The organism is Massilia violaceinigra, from assembly GCF_002752675.1.
Lineage (GTDB): Bacteria > Pseudomonadota > Gammaproteobacteria > Burkholderiales > Burkholderiaceae_D > Telluria_A > Telluria_A violaceinigra.
The window spans coordinates 1,062,448-1,085,576 of record NZ_CP024608.1 but is presented as its reverse complement, the minus strand read 5'-3'; the positions used below and the strand labels follow the sequence as shown (position 1 = coordinate 1,085,576).

Here is a 23,129-nt window from a genome sequence, read left to right as displayed (position 1 = left end):
GCGGGATTTGCTTTTTCTACTTGCGAAATTCTGTGATCCAGGCATCGACTGCAATGCCCGCATCGGCTGGCAAATGCAAGCCTAGTTTGGAACGGCGCCACAGCATGTCGGTCGCCGTGGTGGCCCATTCATGATCGATCCAGTAAGCCGCTTCCGCTTCGTACAGGCCGGGTACGATCTCGGCGCCCATGGCGCCGATGCTGGTGCGCTGCTCGATGATCAGGTGAATGCGGGTGCCGTAAGCGCGCGCGTAGCGTGCCACGAGCGCGGCCGGCAGCCACGCGTACTGCTTCTGCAGGTTCGCCACAAAACCGTCGAATTCGAGCACGCTGCGGTTGTCCGGCAGCGGCCCGTGCACGTCGCCCCCGGGCAGGCAGGCGTTGACCGTCCAGGCGCCGTGCGTGTTCCCCAGCACCGGCGCGATCAGGTCGACGGCTTGCTCGGCCAGTTTGCGAAAGGTGGTGATCTTGCCGCCGAAAATGGACAGCATCGGCGCGCCCTGCGTATCGAGCTCGAAGGTGTAGTCGCGCGTGACGTCGGACGCGTCGCTGGACTCGTCGTCGAGCAAAGGACGCACGCCGGAATAGCTCCACACCACGTCGGCCGGCGTGATCGGCTTGGTGAAGTAGCGGCTCGACAGTGCGCACAGGTAGTCGATTTCGGCCTGGTCGATTTCGACCTTGCCGGCGTCGCCGTGGTATTCGAGGTCGGTGGTGCCGATCAGGGTGAAGTCCTGCTCGTACGGAATGGCAAACACCACGCGCCCGTCCGGATGCTGGAAGATGTAGGCGTAGGGATGCTCGAACAGGCGCCGCACCACGATATGGCTGCCTTTGATCAGGCGCACCGATTTGTCGGCCGGACCCGGGTTGGTCCCCTGCAGGAAGCGCGACGCCCATGGCCCCGCGGCGTTGACGATGCAGCGCGCGCTCACGTCGATGGCTTGCCCGTCGGCGCGGCGCAGTTGCGCTTCCCAGCGCTCGCCCTCGCGCCGTGCCGACTCGCAGGCGGTGCGCGTGAACACGCACGCACCCTTGGCGGCGGCGTCGATTGCGTTCAGTACCACCAGGCGCGCATCGTCGACCCAGCCGTCGGAATACACAAAGCCGCGCGTAAAGGTGGATTTGAGCGGCGCGCCGGCCGCATGGCGGCGCAGGTCGATGCCTTCGGAGCCCGGCAGCAGCTCGCGCCGGGCCAGGTGATCGTACAGGAACAGGCCGGCGCGGATCATCCAGGCCGGGCGCTGGCCCTTGTCGACCGGGGTGACGAAGCGCATCGGCCACATGATGTGCGGAGCGGCGCGCAGCAGCACTTCACGCTCGATCAGCGCCTTGCGCACCAGGCCGAATTCGTACTGTTCCAGATAGCGCAAGCCGCCGTGAATCAGCTTGGTGGCCGCCGACGAGGTGTGCGAAGCCAGATCGTCCTTTTCGCACAGAACCACGGACATGCCGCGCCCCGCCGCGTCACGCGCGATGCCGGCGCCATTGACGCCGCCGCCGACCACTAATAAATCACACGCGATACTGCCCGCCTTGTCCATGCCACTCTCGCTTCAAAAGGGGAATCTGGGTACACTACAAAGATGAACAATAAGACAAAAACGAAAAAAATGAAACAAAAATTTATCTGTTTGTTTTCGTTTTATTTCGTTTGTGATAAATTTGGCGCTTTAACAGGAGCCCCACGATGACGCTCAACCCACGCCAGCGGCGCATTCTCGACGCAGTGCGCCAGCAGGTAACGGTGTCGCTGGAGGCACTCGCGCAGCAGCTTGAAGTGACGCCGCAAACCGTGCGGCGCGACGTCAAGCTGATGGAAGAAGCGGGCCTGCTGGCGCGCTACCACGGCGGCGTGGGCCTGCCGTCCTCGGTGCAGAACATCGACTACAGCGACCGCCAGGTGCTCAACGTGGACGCCAAGCGCCGCATCGCCAGCGCGGTGGCGGCGCAGGTGCCGTCGCACTGTTCGCTGTTGATCAATATCGGCACCACCACCGAAGAAGTGGCGCGCGCGCTTGTGCACCACCAGGGACTGCATGTGGTGACCAACAACCTCAATGTGGCGACCATCCTGTGCGACAGCCCCGGGTGCGAAGTGATCCTGGCCGGCGGCGTGGTGCGCGGTCGCGACCGCGGCATCGTGGGCGAAACCACCATCGATTTCATCCGCCAGTTCAAGGTCGATATCGGCATCATCGGCATTTCGAGCATCGAGCCCGATGGCACCCTGCGCGACTTCGACCCGCGCGAGGTCAAGGTGGCGCAGGCGATCATCGAGCAGTCGCGCGCGGTGTGGCTGGTGGCCGATCACGACAAATTCGGACGCCAGGCGCTGATGCGCATGGCCCACGCCTCGCAGATCGACGTGCTGTTCACCGACGCCAAACCGCCCGAAGCGCTGGCCAGGGTGCTGCGCGAGGCCAAGGTGAATGTTGTAATTGCGCAATAACGAGCTTCAACGCTGGGCCGCGGGCGGTTTTTGGGGGATGATTGGTGTTACCCTAAGCCCCCCTATTTTGTTAGCGAATGAGCATGTCGACTTTTCTGATGATCCTTGCCGTGATCGCGATCGTGGCCGGCGCCGTGGCAGCCGGCTTCTATTACTATCAGCGCAATCAATTCAGCAGGCTGGCGGGCGATTTCAAGCTGTACGCTCCCTATCTGGTCGAGCAAACCGCGCGCGTACGCCTGCGCGTGCAGCCCCTGGGACGTGAATATATCGGCGAGGAAGACGCCGATGCCTACGCCGAGATGAAAAAACTGTGGTCGGGGATGACCAACCACCGCATGAAACTGCTCGGCACCTTCGCGTCCGACGAAGACCAGCGCGTGTACATCATCGGCCAGCACCCCGACAACAAGATCGTCGGCCTGGTGGGCCTGCAGCGCGGCATGCGTCCGTTCGTCGAATTCCTCAAATTGTCATCCAGCGGCACCGTGGGGGTGCTGAGCGGCGCTCCTGGCGCGCGCGCGCTGCGCCTTCCCACGCTGACGGTGGAACCGAATAATAAGGCGTCATGGCGTTCGGCGGTCGCGGCGTTTGCCTCCACGCCGGAAGGGCGCGCCCTCGACGTGAACAACCTGATCGTGCTGTTTGAACGAGTGCATGCGGCGCGCATGGACCATCAGCTGGCCGCCGCCCCGACCCTGCCCCAGATCAAATCGCACGCAGCCGCCCAGGGCGCCGCCGACAGCTTGCACGGACAGCAGCTCGAACATGCGCTGGAAATGAACCACGTCGCCTGGACCGAAGCCGTGCAGGTCGCGCTGCTCGATAACACCAAGCGCAAGCTCAAGCTGACGGTTGAAACCTGGGCGCGCCTGGAGCCGCAGCTGATCGTCATCCACGCGGGCATGAATGTGGACGACGTCCTCGCCAAGCTGGCGGAGTATCCGGCGGTCGATGCGCTGGGCGTTCAGCTCAAGGCGCAGGAACTGGGGCCGCTGGACATTTTCGACCAGATGAATGAGCGCCTGGCGACTGCGGACCGGCGCCGCCTGGTGCTCAAACTGAATTCGCCGGTGGCCGCCGCAATCTACGCGCGCGCCGGCGCGATGCAGTCGGCCGGCGTGTCGCCGCAGGCGCTTGCCGCATAGGCAAGCACTCGCTTACGCAGCCAGTGCGAAGGAAGAAGCGGAACCAAGCGTCGGCGGAATCGAGCGGAACCCGGATGCGCCATGGCGTTTCAAGCCTGAGTTCGACCGTAGTATTCGTTCAGCAATCGAACTGCCATCCGCTCTGTTTTGCCCAAGTCCTTCTCGGACGACGCTCGTATGAGCTGATTGAGCGTGGCATTTTTCAACTCTACATCCTGAAAACCATGCTGCTCGGCAAAATCTATCCAACGTTCCAACGGTTTGCTAGATGTCAATTTGCTCATCACCCGGATATCGCCCGGGAAAACATTATTCAGATAATAGGACCAACGCTCCTGGCTCATGCGGTCAAGCATCTGGGACGCCTCCTCCTCGGCAGACCAGGCAACGCCGTACGAGTTCCCCAATACAACGCAAAGCAAAGCACTAATGCAAGCGGGTAGCGCAGGCGTTGGAATGGTCGTGCCCAGCTTCGCCAGATTTTTTACGGGCGACGCTTCGTTATAGAAATTATTGAGTCCTTCGTGGGCCTTGATGATTGCCTCGGCTGCTTTTACAAACGCATCGCTTCGAAGATTTTCAGGGACGAAATCGAAACCTTTCACCTTCAAAAGGGCACTTTTCAAACCGCTCACGACCGTGGTTTTTCCGTCGGCATAAGCTTCAGCGTATGTATGTCCGATTTGCCATTTTTCGGTATCGCGCAGGCTGGGCCAGATAGCCGGCACCACCACGTTGATATTTGCAAGGGCATGCTCCAAATTTGCCCCCGCATTTTTCTTCGCCGCGCTCATAAGCACACTGATGGTGAGCTTATAGAAAAAATAGGGAGAACTCTTTAGCATGACCACCCGCGGATCGTCGTCGACCAGGGTCGCGCCTTCCAAAGCCTCGCGGAAATCCACAAATTTCTTTGCAACTTCTATTTTAGGACGCCCCAGCACGCCTTTCACACAGGCTTTTAGCGAAGATATCGCTTCCGATTCATCGATGTCCTCGGCATCGCTTTCCAAAGAATCCATCTGAGAAAAATGCGTTATCAGCTCGTAGGTATGCCTGAGCCGAAGTCCATCAGTGGGGGACACAATTCCCAATTCTTCCGCCAGGCGTATCGTATCCTTGACAGTCAGGATGTCATCCACATCGTCGTCTTCATCAACGCCCAGTTTTCCAAGCATTTCTCCCAGAAGACGGATGCCAACGGTCGCAAGCTCTTTCTTCAAGGCGGTGATGGTTTTCCCCCACAGATAACTGACCGCCATTTCGTAGTGCTGGGATTCGAACGCCGCCACCAGTTGAGCCTTATCCTTCTTACTCAACTGCAACGCGTAATCCGAAATTTGTACTGGCGATTTCGCCTCCGCGGGAAGCGCTCCATTCTCTTGCTGCCAAACCGTCATATTATCCATGTTCGCTCCCCTTAAATTCGGACCAGCCGTCTTGCGATTGCATGAACGCTGCACGCAGGCCATTTCCAACTTTTCCACTGAGACTGCGAAAAGCGCGTCTACGCGCCCCTCCTTGAACAACCCTCGCAGCGGCTGCCGCCTCCGGCTCGAGCTTCACAAAACAATTATAGCCAAGCAAACGTCCCCTGCTGTCGAACAGAATGATTCCGTCGGAATTAAGCATCCCCTGAAGCAAATAGCCTTTGCTTTCGAGTCTTGACTGTTGAGCAGGATCTTTTTTGAATTCGTTGATTAATGCGGGGAAGTCGATTGCTTGGTCGAAAATTACGCCGTCTTCAGCAAGGAAACGAGGAGGCTCCGCAAGGTCCGTGACGGCGATTATGCAGCCGTGGGATTTTCGCAGGGTTTCGAACAACAAGCGGGTGAGATAGCCATGCGCCGCCTCACGAACGTCGGCCTCCGTCTCGGCCACGATCGCCAGGACCAGCTTGTCGAGAAATTGTAAGGGCGGCGCTGCGTCTTCCTTGCGATGATTCAGGAACACATAATGAAAAGCGCCCTGATTCGAACGAATTTCCACACAATCATCGGCAACTTGAAAAACCTTTACAACCGAGAATGAATTATTTTCGATCATCAAAATCTGATCAACCAGTACCGCAATGGGATTTCCGGAATCCTTGAAAACACCGTAGTCGATCGTCTCCGCCCGATCCTCGATGTAAATCATCCCCCCCCCCGCAGCAAGCGGGGCACATTTTTTTATTGCGGTTTTGAGTCCGTCGACGTCTCTGGTAGTCGTTCCGATCTTCATGCGTTCGCCGCCTGGGAGCATCGCACTCAACAGCGTCATGTCATCGGTCAAATAGACCTTGGGAACCAGTTTTACGCCTTCTTCCATATAGCGCGCCAGAAGAACGACAAGCTCAACCAAATGTAGTGAATTAGCAAGAAATGGCAATTTGCTACTATGGCAAAACTCAGCAACACCTCCGAGCTACTGAGTCCGAAACGTGATGTTAACGGCCATGTTCTTACCTCCGCGGCAAAGTTAACACGACACTACGCTGCTCCTGTATTTTTGGCAAACCGTATCCGCAGCCAGCTATCATTGCACCAGAAACAAAGATATCGGCCAGTAGAGCGCCTGCTTACCCGAGACCGATGGTACCGTTCGCCTTTCGGGATTTAGTGCGGTTTATCGCAGCCCATGTGGCGCGTCGGCACGCCCGGCAGCTCGGCGCCGGGTTCGCGGCCTGCGTCACCCTCGAAACCGGCGGCGCGCAGGCGTGCCATGTAGTCGGCCCACAAGGCAGCTTGCTCGCTACCGAGCTTGTACAGGTAATCCCACGAAAACAGACCGGTGTTGTGGCCGTCCGAGAAGGTCGGCTGCACCGCGTAGTTACCCACCGGTTCGAGCGCCATGACGCCGACATCGCGCTTGCCCAGCTGGAGAACTTCCTGCCCCTGGCCGTGGCCGCGCACTTCGGCCGACGGCGAATACACGCGCAGCAGCTCGAACGGAATCGAAAAGCTGCTGCCGTCGTCAAAGGCGATATCGAGCACGCGGGACTTCTGGTGGACGGTCAGTGCGGTCGGGTTCATGCTGATTTTTCCATGCGGCGCGCAATGTCGGCCGCCAGTTTCGGCAGCAGCGCGCGGCGCTCCGCCAGGGTCGATTCTTCGGTCGTACGCACCGCCACCGTCCACACCGGATTCGGAAAATGCGCATCGTCGGCGTAGCGCGCAATGACGTGCCAGTGCAGGTGCGGCGTCATGTTGCCAAGGCTGGCGACGTTGATCTTGTCGGGCTTCATCACATCGCGCAGGGCCAGCTCCACATGCCACACCGCGTCGGTGAGCAGCAGGCGGTCACTCGGCGCCAGGTCGGTCATTTCCTTGACGTGATCGTTCCAGATCACGCGGCAAAAGCCCGGATAGGCGGCGTCGTCGACCAGGATGACCGACAGCCTGTCGTTGCGCCAGATCGGCTCGGCCGCCAGTTCGCACAGTTCACACGTCATACCAGTACCCTTTCGATGCCGCCGCTGTTGGCACGGGCTACGTATTCGGGCAGCCAGTTTTCACCCAGCTTGTGACGCGCGATTTCGACAACGATGTAGTCGGCGGTGGTGCCGGCATCGTCGTTGTAGCGCGACAGGCCTTGCAGGCACGATGGGCAGCTGGTCAGGATCTTGACGTCGCCGCTGAAGCCATCGGCGCGCAGCTTGTCGGCGCCCTTCTCCATTTCGCCTTCCTTGCGGAAGCGCACCTGCGTGGCGATGTCGGGACGCGACACGCCGAAGGTACCGGACTCGCCGCAGCAGCGGTCGTTCTTTTCGATCTTCACGTTGTCCACCGTCGACACCAGCGCATTGACGGTCTTGACCGAATCCTGCAGCTTCATCGGATTGTGGCAAGGCTCGTGGTACATATAGCGCGTACCGCTGACGCCTTCGAGCTTGACGTCTTTTTCAAGCAGGTACTCGTGGATGTCCATGATGCGGCAACCCGGGAATATCTTGTCGAACTCATAGGTCGCCAGCTGGTCGTAGCAGGTGCCGCACGACACCAGCACGGTCTTGATGTCGAGGTAGTTGAGCGTATTTGCCATGCGGTGGAACAGCACGCGGTTATCGGTCATCATCTTGTCGGCCTTGTCGTACTGGCCGGCGCCGCGCTGCGGATAGCCGCAGCACAGGTAACCCGGCGGCAGCACGGTTTGCACGCCGACTTCCCACAGCATCGCCTGGGTGGCCAGGCCAACCTGCGAGAACAATCGCTCCGATCCGCAGCCCGGGAAATAGAACACGGCTTCGGTATCGGCCGTGGTCACCTTCGGATTGCGGATGATCGGGATGATCTTGTCGTCTTCGATATCGAGCAGCGCACGCGCGGTCTTCTTGGGCAGGTTGCCCGGCATTTTCTTGTTGATGAAGTGGATCACCTGCTCGCGCACCGGCGCCTTGCCGGTCGTGGGCAGCGGCGCCTTGGTCTGCTTCTTGGCGAATTTTTTCAGCACGTTATGGCCGAAGCGCTGCGCCTTGAAACCCCAGCCGGCCATGACCTGGCGCGTGGCGTTGATGGTCACCGGGTCGGTGGCGTTCAGGAAGAACATCGCCGCCGCGTTGGCCGGCCTGAAGGTCTTCTTGTCCATCTTGCGCAGCAGGTTACGCATGTTCATCGACACGTCGCCGAAGTCGATGTTGACCGGGCATGGCGTGACGCACTTGTGGCACACGGTGCAGTGGTCGGCCACGTCTTCGAATTCTTCCCAGTGCTTGATCGAGACGCCGCGGCGGGTCTGCTCTTCGTACAGGAACGCTTCGATCAGCGAGGACGTCGCCAGTATCTTGTCGCGCGGCGAATACAGCAGGTTCGCGCGCGGCACGTGGGTGGTGCACACCGGTTTGCATTTACCGCAGCGCAGGCAATCCTTGATGCTGTTGGCGATCTCGCCGATATCGCTTTGCTGCATGATCAGCGATTCGTGGCCCATCAGGCCGAACGACGGCGTGTAGGCGTTGCGCAGGTCGGCCCCGAATTCGGGCAGGTTGAGCAGCTTGCCCTTGTTGAAGCGCCCTTCCGGATCGATGCGCAGCTTGTAGTCGCGGAATTCGCCGATTTCTTCCTCGGTCAGGAATTCGAGCTTGGTGATGCCGATGCCATGCTCGCCCGAGATCACGCCGTCGAGCGAACGCGCCAGCTTCATGATGCGGCCCACGGCTTCGTGCGCATCCTGCAGCATGGCGTAGTCGTCGGAATTGACCGGCAGGTTGGTGTGCACATTGCCGTCGCCGGCGTGCATGTGCAGCGCCACGAACACGCGCGAACGCAGCACCTTCTGGTGGATCGCGGTCGATTCGTCGAGAATCAGTTTGTAGGCGGCGCCGTTGAAGATCTGGCGCAGTTGCGCGCGGATCTCCTGCTTCCACGAAACGCGCACGGTGCGGTCCTGGACCACGTCGAACAGGGTGGCGTCGGGCTGCTGCGCCAGGCGCTCGTCGAACACGACGTCGAGGCGCTCCATGCCGATTGCGCGCAAGGCATCGCGCGCGCCGGCCAGCGGCTGGTCGAGCTGGGCCAGCAGCCAGGTCCAGCGCGCGTGCACGGCGCCGAGCAGTTCGGTCGCTTGCTGCACGCGGTCGCCCAGCATTTCTTCGTCGCCGATCGATTCGCCCGAGGCGTCGTCGCTTTTACCGACCGGCAGATTGCCGGCGGCGAAAAACGCGCGCAGTTCGTCGGTCAGCTGCAGCTTGTTCTTGATCGACAGCTCGATGTTGATGCGCTCGATGCCGTCGGTATACTCGCCCATGCGGTTGAGCGGAATGACCACGTCTTCGTTGATCTTGAAGGCGTTGGTGTGGCGCGCAATTGCCGCGGTGCGGGCGCGGTCGAGCCAGAATTTCTTGCGCGCTTCCGGGCTGACGGCCACAAAGCCTTCGCCCACGCGGGTGTTCGCGATGCGCACCACTTCCGAAGCGGCTTGCGCCACGGCGTTCTCGTCGTCGCCGACGATGTCGCCGAACAGCGCCATCTTGGGCAGCACGCCGCGCTTCGACTTGGTGGCGTAGCCGACCGCGCGCAGATAGCGCTCATCGAGGTGTTCCAGACCGGCCAGGCGGATGGTCGCAAACGCCGGGCCGCCCTTGGCAGGCAGGCCGTCGAGGTAATCCTTGATTTCGACAATCGATGGAATCGCATCGCGCGCCTGGCCGAAAAATTCGAGGCAGACGGTGCGCGCGTACTTCGGCATCTTGTGCAGAATCCAGCGCGCCGACGTGATCAGCCCATCGCAGCCTTCTTTCTGGATGCCCGGCAGGCCGGCCAGGAATTTGTCGGTGACGTCCTTGCCCAGGCCTTCCTTGCGGAAGCGCCGGCCTTCGATGACCAGCATGTCGGTCTTGAACGGCGCGTCTTTTGCTTCACCGCGCGCATTCGGGTGCGTCCATTCGAGCTTGAAGGTGGCAGTCGGCGCGTCGTGGATCTTCGACAAATTGTGGCCGATGCGCGTCACTTCCAGCCAGTCGCCGTTCGGGTCGACCATCTTCCACGACGCCAGGTTGTCGAGCGCGGTGCCCCACAACACGGCTTTTTTGCCGCCGGCATTCATGGCGACATTGCCGCCGATGCAGGAGGCCTCGGCCGATGTAGGGTCGACCGCGAATACGAAGCCGGCCTTTTCGGCGGCGTCGGAAACGCGCTTGGTGACCACGCCGGCGCCCGAATGAATGGTCGCGTACTCGTGGTCCACGCCGGGCAGCATGGTCATTTCGACCTCGCCCAGGGTGATCAGTTTTTCAGTGTTGATAACGGCCGACATGGGCGTGAGCGGAATGGCGCCGCCGGTATAGCCGGTTCCTCCGCCACGCGGAATGATGGTCAGTCCGAGTTCGATGCAGCCTTTGACCAGGCCCGCCATCTCGTCTTCGGTGTCGGGCGTGAGCACCACGAACGGATACTCGACGCGCCAGTCGGTGGCGTCGGTGACGTGGGCGACGCGCTTCATGCCGTCGAAGCAGATATTGTGCTTTTCGGTGTAGCGGCCCAGCACCTTGGTGGTGCGCTTGCGCAGGTCCCAGGTCTGGCGGAATTCGTTGCCGAAGTCTTCGACGGCCTTGGACGCTGCCTTGAGCAGCTTTTCCACGTTGGCGCTGCGCGCGCGCGCGACTTCGCCGGTCGGGTCATCGCCCTCAAGCGCGTCGACGCTGGTGCGGCGTTTGTCCACTTCGGCCAGGCGGTGATGCAGCGCGTCGATCAGTTCCTGGCGCCGCTTCGGGTTGTCCAGCATGTCGTCCTGCAAATACGGATTGCGCCGCACTACCCAGATATCGCCCAGCACCTCGTACAGCATGCGCGCCGAACGCCCGGTTTGACGCGAACCGCGCAATTCGTCGAGCAGCTCCCAGGACGACTCGCCCAGCAGACGGATCACGATTTCGCGGTCCGAGAACGAGGTGTAGTTATAAGGGATTTCGCGCAGGCGGGTCGCGGCGTGACCGTTTGGCGTTTCGGCCAGAAGTGCTTGGATTTGTGCGGGGGCGTTCATGTATTGGTGGACTATGTGGACTGACCCTAAGGGAGTTCATTCTAGCGTATTGCGCTGCACAACGCAGGAACAGCCTTCGCTTTTACAAGGGCTACAGGGTGAAAGCGCGCAAACAAATCGATGGCAATTTGAGATAATGACAATAGTTTTTGGATTTAACGTCGCCCACCGCCGATCAAAGTTCAGTCGAAATGAAACTTTTCGGAACGAAATACTGAATCACCCGCCGCGTCAGCACTCGCGCATCGCCGCGCGCAGGGCCTCGACATAGCGTTCGCTGACGGCGAGGTGGGCGCCCGAGCGCAGGGTCAGGCGCCAGGCGCCATCGCCCACCACGTCCAGATTGGCGGCCTGGCTGGTGCGCACCACTGCGCCGCGGTGCACGCGCAGGAAGCGGGCCGGATCGAGATGGGCCAGCAGGCGGCTCAGGGGCAGCCGGTGCATCACGCTGCGCGTGGCCAGATGCAGGCTGACGTAATTACCGCAGGTTTCGATCCAGTCGACGTCGGCCAGCCGGATGCATTCGATGCGCCCGACCGAGCGCACGCTCACCTGCTGCCAGTACCGGCCAGGAGTGCCGGGAGGCGCGTCGCTGGCGTCGACCCAGGCGCGCAGCGCGGCGCCGTAGGCGGGGCGCTGACGCAGTTCCAGCATCGCTTCGGCGCGCGCCAGTGCAGTGGCAAGGCGCGCGTCGTGTACAGGTTTGAGCAGGTAGTCGAGGGCGTGCACCTCGAACGCGTCGAGCGCAAAGGCGTTATGCGCGGTGACGAAAATGACCAGCGGCGGGTTGGCCAGGCCGGCCAGCGCGCGCGCCAGCACCAGGCCGGAGTCGCCCGGCATCTGGATATCGAGGAATACGACGTCGACGTCCTGCGTTGCGATGACCGCCTGCGCCGCGGCCACGCTGGCGCACTCCCCGGCAACCTGCCAGCGCGGGTGGTCGGCCAGGGCGTAGCGCAGGTTGACGCGGCCCGGTTCCTCGTCGTCGACGATCAGCGCACGCAGCATCATTTGTCGGGCGCGTGCAGCGGCATGCGGATATCGACCACGAAGCGGCCGTCCTTCAGGCCCGTTTGCAGCGCGGCGCCATCGCCGTAGGCCAGTTGAAGGCGTGCGCGGGTATGGCGCAGGCCCAGCCCAAGGCCGGGGTTGGCCGAGCGGGCCTCGCCGGCGGGGTTGGATACGTGGATCGACAAGCGGTCCACGGTCGCGGCAAAGGCGACCCGGATATCGCTCGGGCGGTCGTGGCAGTCCAGGTCATGGCGCAGCGCGTTTTCGATCAGCGGCTGCAGCAACAGCGGCGGCATGTCGCCGGCCAGCACCGCCTCGCTGTCGCCTTCGACGCTGACCTGCAGGCGCGCACCGTAGCGCAGGCGCTGCAAGGCCAGGTAGTCGTCGAGGAACTGGCACTCTTCGCGCACGCCGACGTGATCTCGCGCGCTCGCTTCCAGCGCATAGCGCAGCAAGGCACTCAGATGGTTGATGCCGTCCAGCGCCACGCGCTTGTCGTCCGAGCGCACCAGCGCGCTGATGGCGTTCAGGGCGTTGAAGAGGAAGTGCGGTTCCAGCTGGCCGCGCAGCGCCAGCAAGCGTTGCTGCTCCAGTTCCAGACGCAGTTTCAGATTGTCGCTCTGAGAGCGCATCCAGGCCTGTTCGCGCCGGCGGCCTTCGCGCCAGCTGCACACGGCCACCACGGCCACGAACGTAAACGTCACCCACACCAGCGCCATGAATTGCCAGAATCGCGAGCGCGCCAGTGCGGCGTCGACAACCGGCGCGAGTCCGGACAGCGTTCCCTCGTCATACAGTTTGAGCATGCCGGCATTGAGCAGGTCGAGCGGCGTGAACACGGCCGCGACCAGCAGGTAGGCGGCAAGGATGCGCGGCACGCTGCCCAGCGCCGCCGGGCGGGCGGTGAAAAAGGCGTAGCAGCCAAAGCTCATTGCCATCAGCAGCAGGTGTTCGCGCCACCAGAGCCAGAACATATGCGCGTAGGAGCGGCTGAAGCCACCGCGTTGCAGCTCGTCGCTGTGGTTGCCAACGGCGCCGATTGCGCACAGCACCGTCCAGATCAATACGATCGTCAGGAGCGCCTTGGGCAGGCTGCTTGGTCGGGGCGGATTTTGTGCAGTGATCATCGACGCAAAGTATACCAGCGCGGCCACGCCATTTTTCTGCCGTGCTGCGGCCTTCGTCATCCAGTTCCGGCGACTCGTCACATACCGGTTCTGCGCGGGCGGGCGAGCCCACACAATCGGCGTCCCTGTCCACCACTTGATCGTTCATGAAATCCTCTCTCGTCTTTTCCGCGCAGGCGCTCGCCCTGCTGTCTTCCTTTAGCCATGCCGCCCACGCGCAGGACGCCACCGGCACGATCCAGCGGGTCGAGGTGAGCGGCGCCGCCGGCGCCAATGTGCGGCGCGACGACACCGCCGCCCGCATCGTGGTCGGACGCGACGAGATTATTCAATACGGCGACACGTCCCTCTCGGCGGTGCTCAAGCGCCAGAGCGGCGTGTCGCTGGCCGGCGGCGAAATTCGCATGCGCGGGCTGGGCGCGGGGTACACCCAGCTGCTGGTTAACGGCGATCCGGTGGCGGCCGGCTTTTCGATCGACAGCATCGCCCCGGCCATGATCGAGCGGATCGACATTTTGCGCACCGCAACGGCGGAACTGGGTTCGCAGGCCATCGCCGGGACCATCAATGTGATACTCAAGAAGGGCAACGCACGCAATCAGCGCGACGTCAAGCTCGGTGCGGGCCTGCTGGCGGGGCGCGGCGACCCGTCGGCGTCGCTGCAATGGGGCGAGCGCGCCGGCGACCTGGCCTATTCGCTGGCGGCCGAAATGACGCGCACAACCACCGACAACCGCTACATGACGCTTGAAACGGTCGATGACGCCGACGTTGACGATGCGCCGCTGGCGCGGCGCGAACTGCGCGAGTGGGCATCGTTTCGCAACACGCGGCTGAACCTGACGCCGCGCGTGAACTGGACCCTGCCCGACGGCGGCAGCCTGGTTTGGCAGACCTTCATCGACGTCGCGCGCAATGCCAACAACGGCAATGCGGTCGAAACCACCGTCTCGGGTGCGAGCACCGAGTATCCGATCAACGATTACCGCACCAGGTCCGATACGGTGTCAGCGCGCAGCGACATCAGCTTGGCGCGCCAGATCGGCGCCGATGGCAAGCTCACGGTCAAGGCCGGGCTCAATCACAACAAGCGCGAAACGGACTATCTGTTCAGGGGCGCTGGCAGTACCGGCACGCTGGCGCGCAAGGTGCTCTCGGACGCGGTCGACAACAGCGCCGTCTTGAGCGGCAAATACCTGGCGCCGCTCATACCCGGCCACAGCATGGGCATCGGCTGGGAAGGCGGGCGCACCCAGCGCACCGAATCGCGGCGCCAGAACGACAGCACCACCGCCGGCCGGTTCCTGTCGCAGCTCGACGAAGACTATCGCGCGGTGGTCGGCCGCCTGGCGGTGTTCGCGCAAGACGAGTGGACCGTGTCGCCACGCCTGCAGGCTTACCTCGGGCTGCGCTGGGAAGGGCTGCACACGTCGACAGAAGGGCGCGCACTGAAGGAAGTGAGCAGCAAGTCGTCGGTGCTCAGCCCCATCACGCAGTTGCTGTGGAAGCTGGAGGGCAAGGACCAGCTGCGCTTTTCGCTCTCGCGCACCTACAAGGCGCCGGCGGTGCGCAACCTGGTGCCGCGCCGGTACACGGTCAACAACGCCAACGGGCCGACCAATCCGGATGTGCGCGGCAACCCGGCGCTCAAGCCCGAACTGGCGTGGGGTGTCGACACGGCCTACGAGTCGTACTTCGGCAAGAACGGGGTCGTCAGCGTGTCGGCCTACGCGCGCCGGATCGACGCGGTGACGGTGCAAACCCTGTACCAGGAGGATGGCGCCTGGATATCGACGCCGTTCGACAACGGCAAGGCGAAGGTGGCAGGCCTTGAATTCGACGCCCGCTTCCCGCTGCGCAGCGTGCTGCCGTCGGCGCCGGACATGGACCTGCGCGCCAACGCCGCGCGCAACTGGTCGCGGCTGGACGCGGTGCCGGGGCCGGACAACCGGCTGGGCGACCAGGCGCGCGTCACAGCCAATTTCGGCGTCGATGCGCGCATCGGGGCGCAGTACACGCTGGGGATGAACCTGAATCTGCAATATGGCGGGGCGACGCAAATGAGCAGATACCTGCGCAGCGATACGGGGCCGGTGCGCGTGCTCGATGTGGTTGGGGTGTGGAAGGCGGGGGCACACACGCAGCTGCGTTTGTCGGTGGCGAACGCGCTGCACCGCGACCGCAGGAGCGGCAGCGCGTATGCCGATGCTGACGGCAGCAACGCGCGCGCGGGGCGCGCATCGACGGCGGCGGTGGTGCGGGTGGTGCTGGAAACAAGCCTCTAATCACCATCGTCGTTCCCACCTCTCCAGGAACTGGCCTCTGGACTCGATGGCGTTAGGTTCAGCGTTTTTCTGACCACAAACTTCAAAACCGTCATTCCCGCGCAGTGAAGTGACCCAAGAAAGTTGGACGGTGTTTTGATTAAATCAAAGCGAATGCTGGGTTCGGTATTGCACCGGGCTCAGTCCGTTCAGCTTCATCTTGATACGGCAGTGATTATAGTAGTCAATGTACTCGGCCAGACCTTTTTTCAACTCGTCGACGCTACTAAATTTGTTCAGGTGGTAATACTCCGTCTTCAGCACTGCGAAGAAGCTCTCCATGGCTGCGTTGTCGAGGCAGTTGCCTTTGCGAGACATGCTCTGCACGATGCCTTTCTGCGCCAGCATGTGCTGGTAGGCCGGCATGCGATACTGCCATCCCTGATCTGAATGGACGATCGGTTTATCGTCGGCACGCAACTTCCGGAAGGCTTTTTTGAGCATGCCTGTCACCAGTCCGAGTACCGGACGCGTGTCCATTTCATACGCTACAATTTCCCCGTTGAACAGGTCCATCACGGGTGATAGATACACTTTCTGACCAGCGACTTTCATCTCGGTGACGTCGGTTGCCCACTTCTGATTCACCCCCTCTGCGTTGAAATCGCGCAGCAAGATGTTCGGCGCAGTCTTGCCCACTTCCCCCTTGTACGACTTGTATTTCTTGATGCGTACCAGCGATGTCAGCTTCATTGCCTGCATGCAGCGCTGGACGGTATTGGCGCATGCGCGATGGCCTGCCTTGCGCAGCACGTCAGCGATACGCCGATAGCCCATACGCCCCTTGTGTGCCTGATAGGTCGTCTCGATACCCTGCTTCAAGTGCGCATGCTTGTCGCCGTCTTGCGCAACCTTCTTTTGATAGTAAAACGTACTACGTTTCAGACCGGTAAGCGCAAGCAACTGCGCAATGGGAAATTGCAGCCTTAACTCGTGGACTATGTGCGCTTTTTGCGCATTGCCGCAGCCTGTTCGGCCGCTTGAGCTAAGGCTCTCCGCTTTTTTAGAACGGCGACCTCCATCCGTAACTGGTTCAGCTCCACCAGCAACTCTTCACGGCTACGTGTGGCATCACTATGCACGCTGGCAGGTGCAACTTGCTTGGGTAAATCGGCCATGCGCTTGGGTCTTCCTCTGGGTTTGCGGATCAGTGGCACTATACCGCCATCACGAAAATCGCGCTCCCAAACCCCGACGTAGCCCTGCGCGCGAATATTGAACCTGGCCGCCGTTTCCACATACGATAATTTGTTCGCCCACATGTACCGCAAGACCTCAAGCTTCTCATCGGCGCTGTACTGAACAGACTTCCTCGGTTCAAGGCCAGCTTTGCCGTGATAGCGGTGGAACAGTACCCAACGGCGTACTTGGCCGTAGCTAACGTTGTTGACGCGGCCCACTTCCTTATAGCCCATCAAGCCAGGTACATATTGCTTAGCGATTTTTAGCTTGAATGCCGTCGTATGCTTCGTCATCGACTTCCCCCAAAAAGTAGAAACGGTGTCCAACTTTTTTGGGTCAGTTCACAGGCGGGAATGACGAAGCGGAGGGTATCGCTAAAAAAACATATGCCAGAAATTGGACAAGGTCGCGCCCAGCCCCTTCCAGAAGCTATCCGGCACATACAGCAGCGCGGTGGTCATGGTCAGGTAACGCATGAATTTGCCGATCGCCATATAGCCGAGACTCGGCCAGAACGGCAAATGCAGCCACCCGCCAAGCGTGCACAGCGGATCGCCAATCCCGGGCACCCACGACAGCAGCATGGTTTTGGCGCCGTAGCGCGCCAGCCAGGCGAACCAGCGCGACTTGCGCTCTTTCGCAAACGCGACCTTGGCGCGGTAGCCGATGAAGTAGTCGAGCGCCCCGCCCAGGGTGTTGCCCAGGGTCGCCACCAGGATGGCTGGCCAGAACATGGCTGGATTGGCCTTGATGACGGCGAACACGGCCGGCTCGGACCCGAGCGGCACCAGCGTGGCCGACACGAACGCTATCACGAAGACCGAGCTGAGCCCGACCGTGGGAGCGGCCAGCAATTTGAGCAGCCAGAGGACAGCGGATTCGATCATGGAGGCACTTTGATGACTGCTGAAGCCGTCCATTATAATGAGGAAAAAGTATTGCACCGACACGATACGCCGAGCCCGCCATCCGGAACCGCGCATCGCACTGCAAGCCTCGGCCATCCGCCGACAACACAGTCCAGCGTCAACAGCATCGCGTTCCGGATTTTCCGGCCCAGAATCACTTTGTTTGCAGACTATGACTATCGACTACCTCAAGAAAATCCTGACCGCCCGCGTCTATGACGTCGCCACCGAAACGCCGCTCGAATTCGCGCCGATCCTGTCGCAGCGCATGGAGAACCGCATTTACTTCAAGCGTGAAGACATGCAGAGCGTGTTCAGTTTCAAGCTGCGGGGCGCGTACAACAAGATGGCCAACCTGGCCCCGGCGCAGCTCAAGCGCGGCGTGATCTGCGCGTCGGCCGGCAATCACGCGCAGGGCGTGGCGCTGTCGGCGGCCAAAACGGGCTGCCGCGCGGTGATCGTCATGCCGACCACCACGCCGAGCGTGAAGGTCGACGCGGTCAAGGCCTTCGGCGGAACCAATGTGGAAGTGATTTTGCATGGCGACTCGTACACCGACGCCTATAACTTCGCGCTCACGCTCGAAAAAGAGCAGAAGCTCGCCTTTGTGCACCCGTTCGACGATCCGGACGTCATTGCCGGCCAGGGCACGGTGGGCATGGAGATTTTGCGCCAGCATTCGGGCCCGATCCATGCGATCTTCGTGGCCATTGGCGGCGGGGGCCTGATCGGCGGGGTGGCGGCGTACGTGAAGCAGATCCGCCCGGACATCAAGATCATCGGCGTGCAGTCGACCGATTCGGACGCGATGGCGCGCAGCCTGAAAGCCGGCGAGCGCGTGACCCTGCCCGATGTGGGCCTGTTCGCCGACGGCACCGCGGTGCGCCTGGTGGGCGAAGAGACCTTCCGCCTGGCGCAGCAGTACGTGGACGAGATCATTTTGGTCGATACCGATGCGATCTGCGCCGCGATCAAGGACGTGTTCCAGGATACGCGCTCGATCCTGGAGCCATCCGGCGCGCTGGCGGTGGCCGGCGCCAAGGCCTACATCGAGCGTTCGGCGATGAGCAAGAACCCGGTGCGCGGCGAGACGCTGGTGGCGATTGCCTGCGGCGCGAACATGAACTTCGACCGCCTGCGTTTCGTGGCCGAACGCGCGGAGCTGGGCGAAGCGCGCGAAGCGGTGTTCGCGGTGACCATTCCCGAGCAGCGCGGCAGCTTCAAGCGCTTTTGCGCGCTGATCGGGCCGCGCAATGTGACCGAATTTAACTACCGCGTCAGCGATGCGGCCCAGGCACACGTGTTCGTGGGCGTGCAGATCGCCAGCCGCGGCGAGTCCGGCGTGCTGGCGCGGACCTTCGAGCAGAGCGACTTCAAGACGCTCGATCTGACGCACGATGAGCTGGCCAAGCTGCACATCCGCCATTTGGTCGGCGGCAAGAGTGCGTTGGCCCATGACGAACTGCTGTATCGTTTCGAATTCCCCGAGCGGCCGGGCGCGCTGATGCGCTTCCTCGACAGCATGGCGCCGAACTGGAATATCTCGCTGTTCCATTACCGCAATCAAGGCGGCGATGTGGGACGCATTCTGGTGGGACTGCAAGTGCCGGTCGAGGAAATGGAGGAGTTCCGCCTGTTCCTCACCACGCTCGGATACCGTCATTGGGATGAGAGTGCCAATCCGGTGTATAAGATGTTTTTGGGGTGATGCCAATACCCTCGCTGACCTGATCGCCGTCGCCCCCGCCGAGTGCCGCCTTGGCGCGGGAGCGACGGTGGTTGAATTTGACTGAATCGATATGACCAACACCGCCGATCTATCTCCCCTGGGCAAAACCTCCGCCTACCAAACCCAATACGCGCCGGACCTGCTGTTTCCGATCCCGCGCCAGGGCAAGCGCGATGAACTCCAGCTCACCGGCACCCTGCCTTTCTTCGGCGTCGATATCTGGAACGCCTACGAAATCTCGTGGCTGAACATGCGCGGCAAACCCCAGGTGGCGATCGCCACGATCACGGTGCCGGCCGATTCGCCCAACATCGTCGAATCGAAATCGTTCAAGCTGTATTTAAATTCCTTCAACCAGACGCGCCTGTCCAACAGCGACGCCTTGCTGGCCCTGCTGCGCGAAGACCTGGCCGGCGGCTTCGGCGCGCCGGTCCACATCACCCTGATCGAGCCGCACGCCTTCGACACCGTCAAAATGGGCGAACTCGATGGCATGCTGCTGGACCGCCTGGACGTCGAGATCGACAACTACTCGCCCTCGCCCGCCCTGCTCACGGCCGCGGCGGACGGCGCGCCGGTCGAGGAAAAGCTCGTCTCGCACCTGCTCAAATCGAACTGCCTGGTCACCGGCCAGCCGGACTGGGCCAGCGTACAGATTCATTACGTGGGCCCGCAGATCGAACAGGGAGGCTTGCTGAAATACCTGATCGGATTTCGTGAGCACAATGAATTTCACGAACAATGTGTGGAACGCATTTTTACCGACATCCTGCGCCAGTGCGCGCCGCAAAAGCTGGCGGTGTACGCCCGCTATACCCGCCGCGGCGGGCTCGATATCAACCCATGGCGCAGCAACTTCAGCTCGGGCCGTCCGCCCAATCTGCGCACGGCACGCCAATGACGTTTGAGGCAGCGCAAGGGGCCCGCTTTCCCCCTGCGCGCGCGCTTGACGGCATTGCCATGCGGGAATACCTTGATCGGTAAGGGAACGAGTGTGCTTTTCGGGCGACAGACAATTGCCACCAACTTTATAATTAAACAACGGGCGCGGGTACGGATGTGGCGCTGAAAAAACGGGCAGCAAGCACAGGAAAAATGGCAAACTGCGTTAAGGACCAGCATTTATGTGCAAAATCCTCAATTTCATGGCGGAAATTCAAATTTTCCATCACTTGGCGCGATAGCATGTCGTCCGGCTTGTATGAATCGCTATTCAACTTGCGAAATGTCAATGCAGACTTGACATGAATCGACGACGAATTCCGATTACACAGCCGGAAAACAGGCCTATAATTCTGGCTCGCAAGCACCCTTGTGCATCGCACCAATACTCAGCGTTATGACAAACCTTAGCAAAATTTTATCGCTCGAGAACGTGTTGCTCGATCTCGAAGTTTCCAGCAAGAAGCGCGCTTTCGAGCAAGCTGGGCTGATCTTCGAGAACAACTGCGGAATTGCCCGCTCGACCGTTTCGGACAACCTGTTTGCGCGCGAGCGCCTCGGCTCGACCGGGCTCGGCCATGGAGTGGCGGTGCCGCACGGCCGCATCAAGGGCAGCAAGAGCCTCAAGAGCCCGCTGGCCGCTTTCGTGCGCCTGCTCGAACCGATTCCGTTCGAGTCGCCTGACGGCCAGCCGGTCAACCTGCTGTTCTTCCTGCTCATTCCCGACCACGTGACCCAGCAGCACCTTGAGATTTTGTCCGAGATCGCCGAGATGTTTTCCGACGACGGTTTCCGCACAGCGCTGGCGACCGATCCGGACCCGAAATCGGTTCACTCGCGCATCATCAATTGGCAACCAAGCCTGCAAGCACTGGGTTAAACTTCAGGATGCCGGGCGCGTTGGCGCCCTCACTTTTCTGAAGACCCGTTCATGCTGCAAACTCCGCTGACCATCCAACGGCTGTACGACGACAATCGCGAAAGTCTGCAGCTGGGCTGGTTCGCCGGCTTTCCCGGCGGCGAACGCCTCATTTCGGGCGACGTCGCCTCCGCCGCCGACCAGGTCGGCCACCTGAACCTGATCCACCCGGGCCGCATCCAGGTATTCGGGCATCAGGAACTGACGTATTACCACCGCCTTAAATCCGGCTCGCGCAGCCACGTCATCGGCGAGCTCATTGCCGGCGGGCCGCCGGCGCTGATCATCGCGCAGGGACTCGATACGCCGCCCGACATTCTGGCCATCTGCGACGAGCAGAACATCCCCTTGTTTTCCACGCCGCTGCCGGCCGCGCAGGTGATCGACTTCCTGCGCGTGTACCTGTCCAAGAAGCTCGCGCAGCGCATCATCATGCATGGCGTGTTCATGGACGTGCTGGGCGTGGGCGTGCTCATTACCGGCGACTCGGGCCTGGGCAAGAGCGAGCTGGGACTGGAGCTCATTTCGCGCAGCCACGGCCTGGTGGCCGACGATGCGGTGGAGTTTTCGCGCATCGCCCCGAACATGATCGAAGGACGCTGCCCGGCGCTGCTGCAAAATCTGCTGGAAGTGCGCGGCCTGGGACTGCTGGATATCAAGGCGATCTTTGGCGAGACGGCCGTGCGGCGCAAGATGCGCTTGAAGCTGATCGTCCATCTCGTGCGCCGCAGCGCGCTGGAAGAAGAAGTCGAGCGCCTGCCGTTTTTGTTTCCGACCGAGGATGTATTAGGACTGCCGATTCGCAAAGTGGTGATTCCCGTCGCCGCCGGCCGCAACATCGCGGTACTGCTTGAAGCGGCGGTGCGCAATACGATTCTTCAACTGCGCGGCATCGACACATTACAAGAATTCATGGAGCGCCAGCGCCTGGCGATGAGCAGCGATTAACCCTAGCCGTATACATAGGTAGCCGCCGGGACCGTTGTAAAATCTCTGTTGCCTCTTGAGAATCATGCATAGTGCCTAAGCAAACCCCACCCGCTTGGGGTATCATCGGGCCTATGCGCATCGTACTCATCACAGGTATTTCCGGATCGGGCAAATCGGTCGCCCTCAACGTCCTTGAAGACGCAGGCTACTACTGCGTCGACAACCTTCCGCCAGCCTTGTTACCGAGCCTGATCGACGCGCTGATCGCGGACGGCACTGCCTGCGCCGCCGTCGCGGTCGATGCGCGCAGCGCCCAGTCGCTGGTCGAACTGCCCACCAACATCCGTTTGCTGAAAGACCAGGGCCACGATATCAAGGTCATGTTCCTGACCTCGAACACGCACTCGCTGGTGGCGCGCTTTTCCGAAACGCGGCGCAGCCATCCGCTGTCGCACCAGCTGCGCCCCGACGAAAATCCGGCCTCGCGCCGCACCCTGATCGAATGCATTCTCGAAGAGCGCGAGCGCCTGTCCGCCATCGAGCAGCTTGGCCACGTGATCGACACGTCCGACCTGTCGGCCAACAAGCTGCGCGCGTGGATCAAGGAACTGGTCGAGATCGAGCGCGCGCCGCTCACGCTTTTCTTTGAATCGTTTGCCTTCAAACTGGGCGTGCCGCTCGACGCCGATTTTGTGTTCGACGTGCGCGCCCTGCCCAATCCCTATTACGACCTGACCTTGCGACCCCTTACCGGCATGGACGCGCCGGTGATCGCTTTCCTCGACGCCCAGCCCAGCGCGGCCGAGCTGCTGGAAGATATCCGCGCCTTCGTCGAGAAGTGGCTGCCGTCGTTCAAGACCGACAACCGCAGCTACCTGACCGTGGCGCTGGGCTGCACGGGCGGGCAGCATCGCTCGGTGTACATGGCCGAGCGCCTCGCCGCTTACTTCAGCCCGACCGAACGGGTCGTGCTCAGGCACCGCGAACAGTCCTGATCTGC

General features: G+C 61.4%; 18 protein-coding genes. 8 read left to right on the top strand and 10 right to left on the bottom strand.

From position 1 onward, the window contains the following. Positions 1-16: 16 nt before the first annotated feature. A complete protein-coding gene (gene glpD / locus CR152_RS04975; protein WP_099873930.1) occupies positions 17-1,543 on the bottom strand; it encodes a glycerol-3-phosphate dehydrogenase in 1,527 nt (508 codons plus the stop codon). Between the two features lie 146 nt (positions 1,544-1,689). On the opposite strand from glpD, the gene CR152_RS04970 reads away from it, so the two are divergent. Both CR152_RS04970 and CR152_RS04965 read left to right on the top strand, forming a co-directional pair. Beyond that, a complete protein-coding gene (locus tag CR152_RS04970) occupies positions 1,690-2,451 on the top strand; it encodes a DeoR/GlpR family DNA-binding transcription regulator (protein ID WP_099873929.1) in 762 nt (253 codons plus the stop codon). 83 nt (positions 2,452-2,534) lie between these two features. Continuing rightward, positions 2,535-3,599 carry a hypothetical protein gene (locus CR152_RS04965; protein ID WP_099873928.1) on the top strand — a complete coding sequence of 355 codons (1,065 nt, stop codon included), beginning with the start codon at positions 2,535-2,537 and terminating at the stop codon, positions 3,597-3,599. 89 nt (positions 3,600-3,688) lie between these two features. Here CR152_RS04965 and CR152_RS04960 read toward each other — a convergent pair whose 3' ends face one another. The 7 genes from CR152_RS04960 to CR152_RS04930 form a co-directional block, all read right to left on the bottom strand. After that, entirely contained in the window at positions 3,689-5,008 is a 1,320-nt protein-coding gene (locus tag CR152_RS04960; RefSeq protein ID WP_157778325.1) for a hypothetical protein, read from the bottom strand. Beyond that, positions 5,001-5,909 carry a hypothetical protein gene (locus CR152_RS04955; RefSeq protein WP_157778324.1) on the bottom strand — a complete coding sequence of 303 codons (909 nt, stop codon included), beginning with the start codon at positions 5,907-5,909 and terminating at the stop codon, positions 5,001-5,003. Before CR152_RS04955 ends, CR152_RS04960 begins: the two co-directional genes overlap by 8 nt. Positions 5,910-6,196: 287 nt before the next feature. Then, positions 6,197-6,613, bottom strand: a complete 417-nt coding sequence (locus CR152_RS04950; protein WP_208640070.1) for a gamma-butyrobetaine hydroxylase family protein — start codon at positions 6,611-6,613, stop codon at positions 6,197-6,199. Then, on the bottom strand, positions 6,610-7,032 hold the full coding sequence (locus CR152_RS04945) for an HIT family protein (protein ID WP_099873925.1): 423 nt from the start codon (positions 7,030-7,032) through the stop codon (positions 6,610-6,612). Before CR152_RS04945 ends, CR152_RS04950 begins: the two co-directional genes overlap by 4 nt. Continuing rightward, a complete protein-coding gene (locus tag CR152_RS04940; protein ID WP_099873924.1) occupies positions 7,029-11,057 on the bottom strand; it encodes a DUF3683 domain-containing protein in 4,029 nt (1,342 codons plus the stop codon). The genes CR152_RS04945 and CR152_RS04940 overlap by 4 nt, the downstream gene beginning before the upstream one ends. Before the next feature lie 231 nt (positions 11,058-11,288). Next, positions 11,289-12,068, bottom strand: a complete 780-nt coding sequence (locus CR152_RS04935) for a LytR/AlgR family response regulator transcription factor (RefSeq protein ID WP_099873923.1) — start codon at positions 12,066-12,068, stop codon at positions 11,289-11,291. After that, positions 12,065-13,255: a sensor histidine kinase gene (locus tag CR152_RS04930; RefSeq protein WP_229413277.1), complete on the bottom strand. Its 1,191-nt coding sequence runs from the start codon at positions 13,253-13,255 to the stop codon at positions 12,065-12,067. Before CR152_RS04930 ends, CR152_RS04935 begins: the two co-directional genes overlap by 4 nt. An 86-nt stretch (positions 13,256-13,341) precedes the next feature. Here CR152_RS04930 and CR152_RS04925 point away from each other — a divergent pair, with 86 nt between their 5' ends. Continuing rightward, positions 13,342-15,480, top strand: coding sequence for a TonB-dependent receptor plug domain-containing protein (locus tag CR152_RS04925; protein WP_099873922.1), 2,139 nt, complete (start codon positions 13,342-13,344; stop codon positions 15,478-15,480). A gap of 144 nt (positions 15,481-15,624) precedes the next feature. Here the strand turns inward: CR152_RS04925 and CR152_RS04920 are convergent. Next, a protein-coding gene (locus CR152_RS04920) for an IS3 family transposase (RefSeq protein WP_099882008.1) occupies positions 15,625-16,994 on the bottom strand; the annotation gives its coding sequence in 2 pieces (ribosomal slippage) (positions 15,625-16,473 and positions 16,476-16,994; 1,368 coding nt in all). An 81-nt stretch (positions 16,995-17,075) separates the two neighbouring features. Further along, entirely contained in the window at positions 17,076-17,588 is a 513-nt protein-coding gene (locus CR152_RS04915) for a YqaA family protein (protein WP_099873921.1), read from the bottom strand. Positions 17,589-17,781: 193 nt separating this feature from the next. On the opposite strand from CR152_RS04915, the gene ilvA reads away from it, so the two are divergent. The 5 genes from ilvA to rapZ all read left to right on the top strand — a co-directional run bounded on the left by ilvA (position 17,782) and on the right by rapZ (position 23,124). Further along, positions 17,782-19,317 carry a threonine ammonia-lyase, biosynthetic gene (ilvA, locus tag CR152_RS04910; RefSeq protein WP_099873920.1) on the top strand — a complete coding sequence of 512 codons (1,536 nt, stop codon included), beginning with the start codon at positions 17,782-17,784 and terminating at the stop codon, positions 19,315-19,317. Positions 19,318-19,408: 91 nt separating this feature from the next. Further along, a complete protein-coding gene (gene queF, locus CR152_RS04905; RefSeq protein WP_099873919.1) occupies positions 19,409-20,239 on the top strand; it encodes an NADPH-dependent 7-cyano-7-deazaguanine reductase QueF in 831 nt (276 codons plus the stop codon). A 438-nt stretch (positions 20,240-20,677) separates the two neighbouring features. After that, on the top strand, positions 20,678-21,160 hold the full coding sequence (locus CR152_RS04900) for a PTS sugar transporter subunit IIA (RefSeq protein WP_099873918.1): 483 nt from the start codon (positions 20,678-20,680) through the stop codon (positions 21,158-21,160). 51 nt (positions 21,161-21,211) lie between these two features. After that, on the top strand, positions 21,212-22,147 hold the full coding sequence (gene hprK, locus CR152_RS04895; protein WP_099873917.1) for an HPr(Ser) kinase/phosphatase: 936 nt from the start codon (positions 21,212-21,214) through the stop codon (positions 22,145-22,147). A gap of 113 nt (positions 22,148-22,260) precedes the next feature. Next, on the top strand, positions 22,261-23,124 hold the full coding sequence (gene rapZ / locus CR152_RS04890) for an RNase adapter RapZ (RefSeq protein WP_054265936.1): 864 nt from the start codon (positions 22,261-22,263) through the stop codon (positions 23,122-23,124). Positions 23,125-23,129 lie beyond the last annotated feature (5 nt).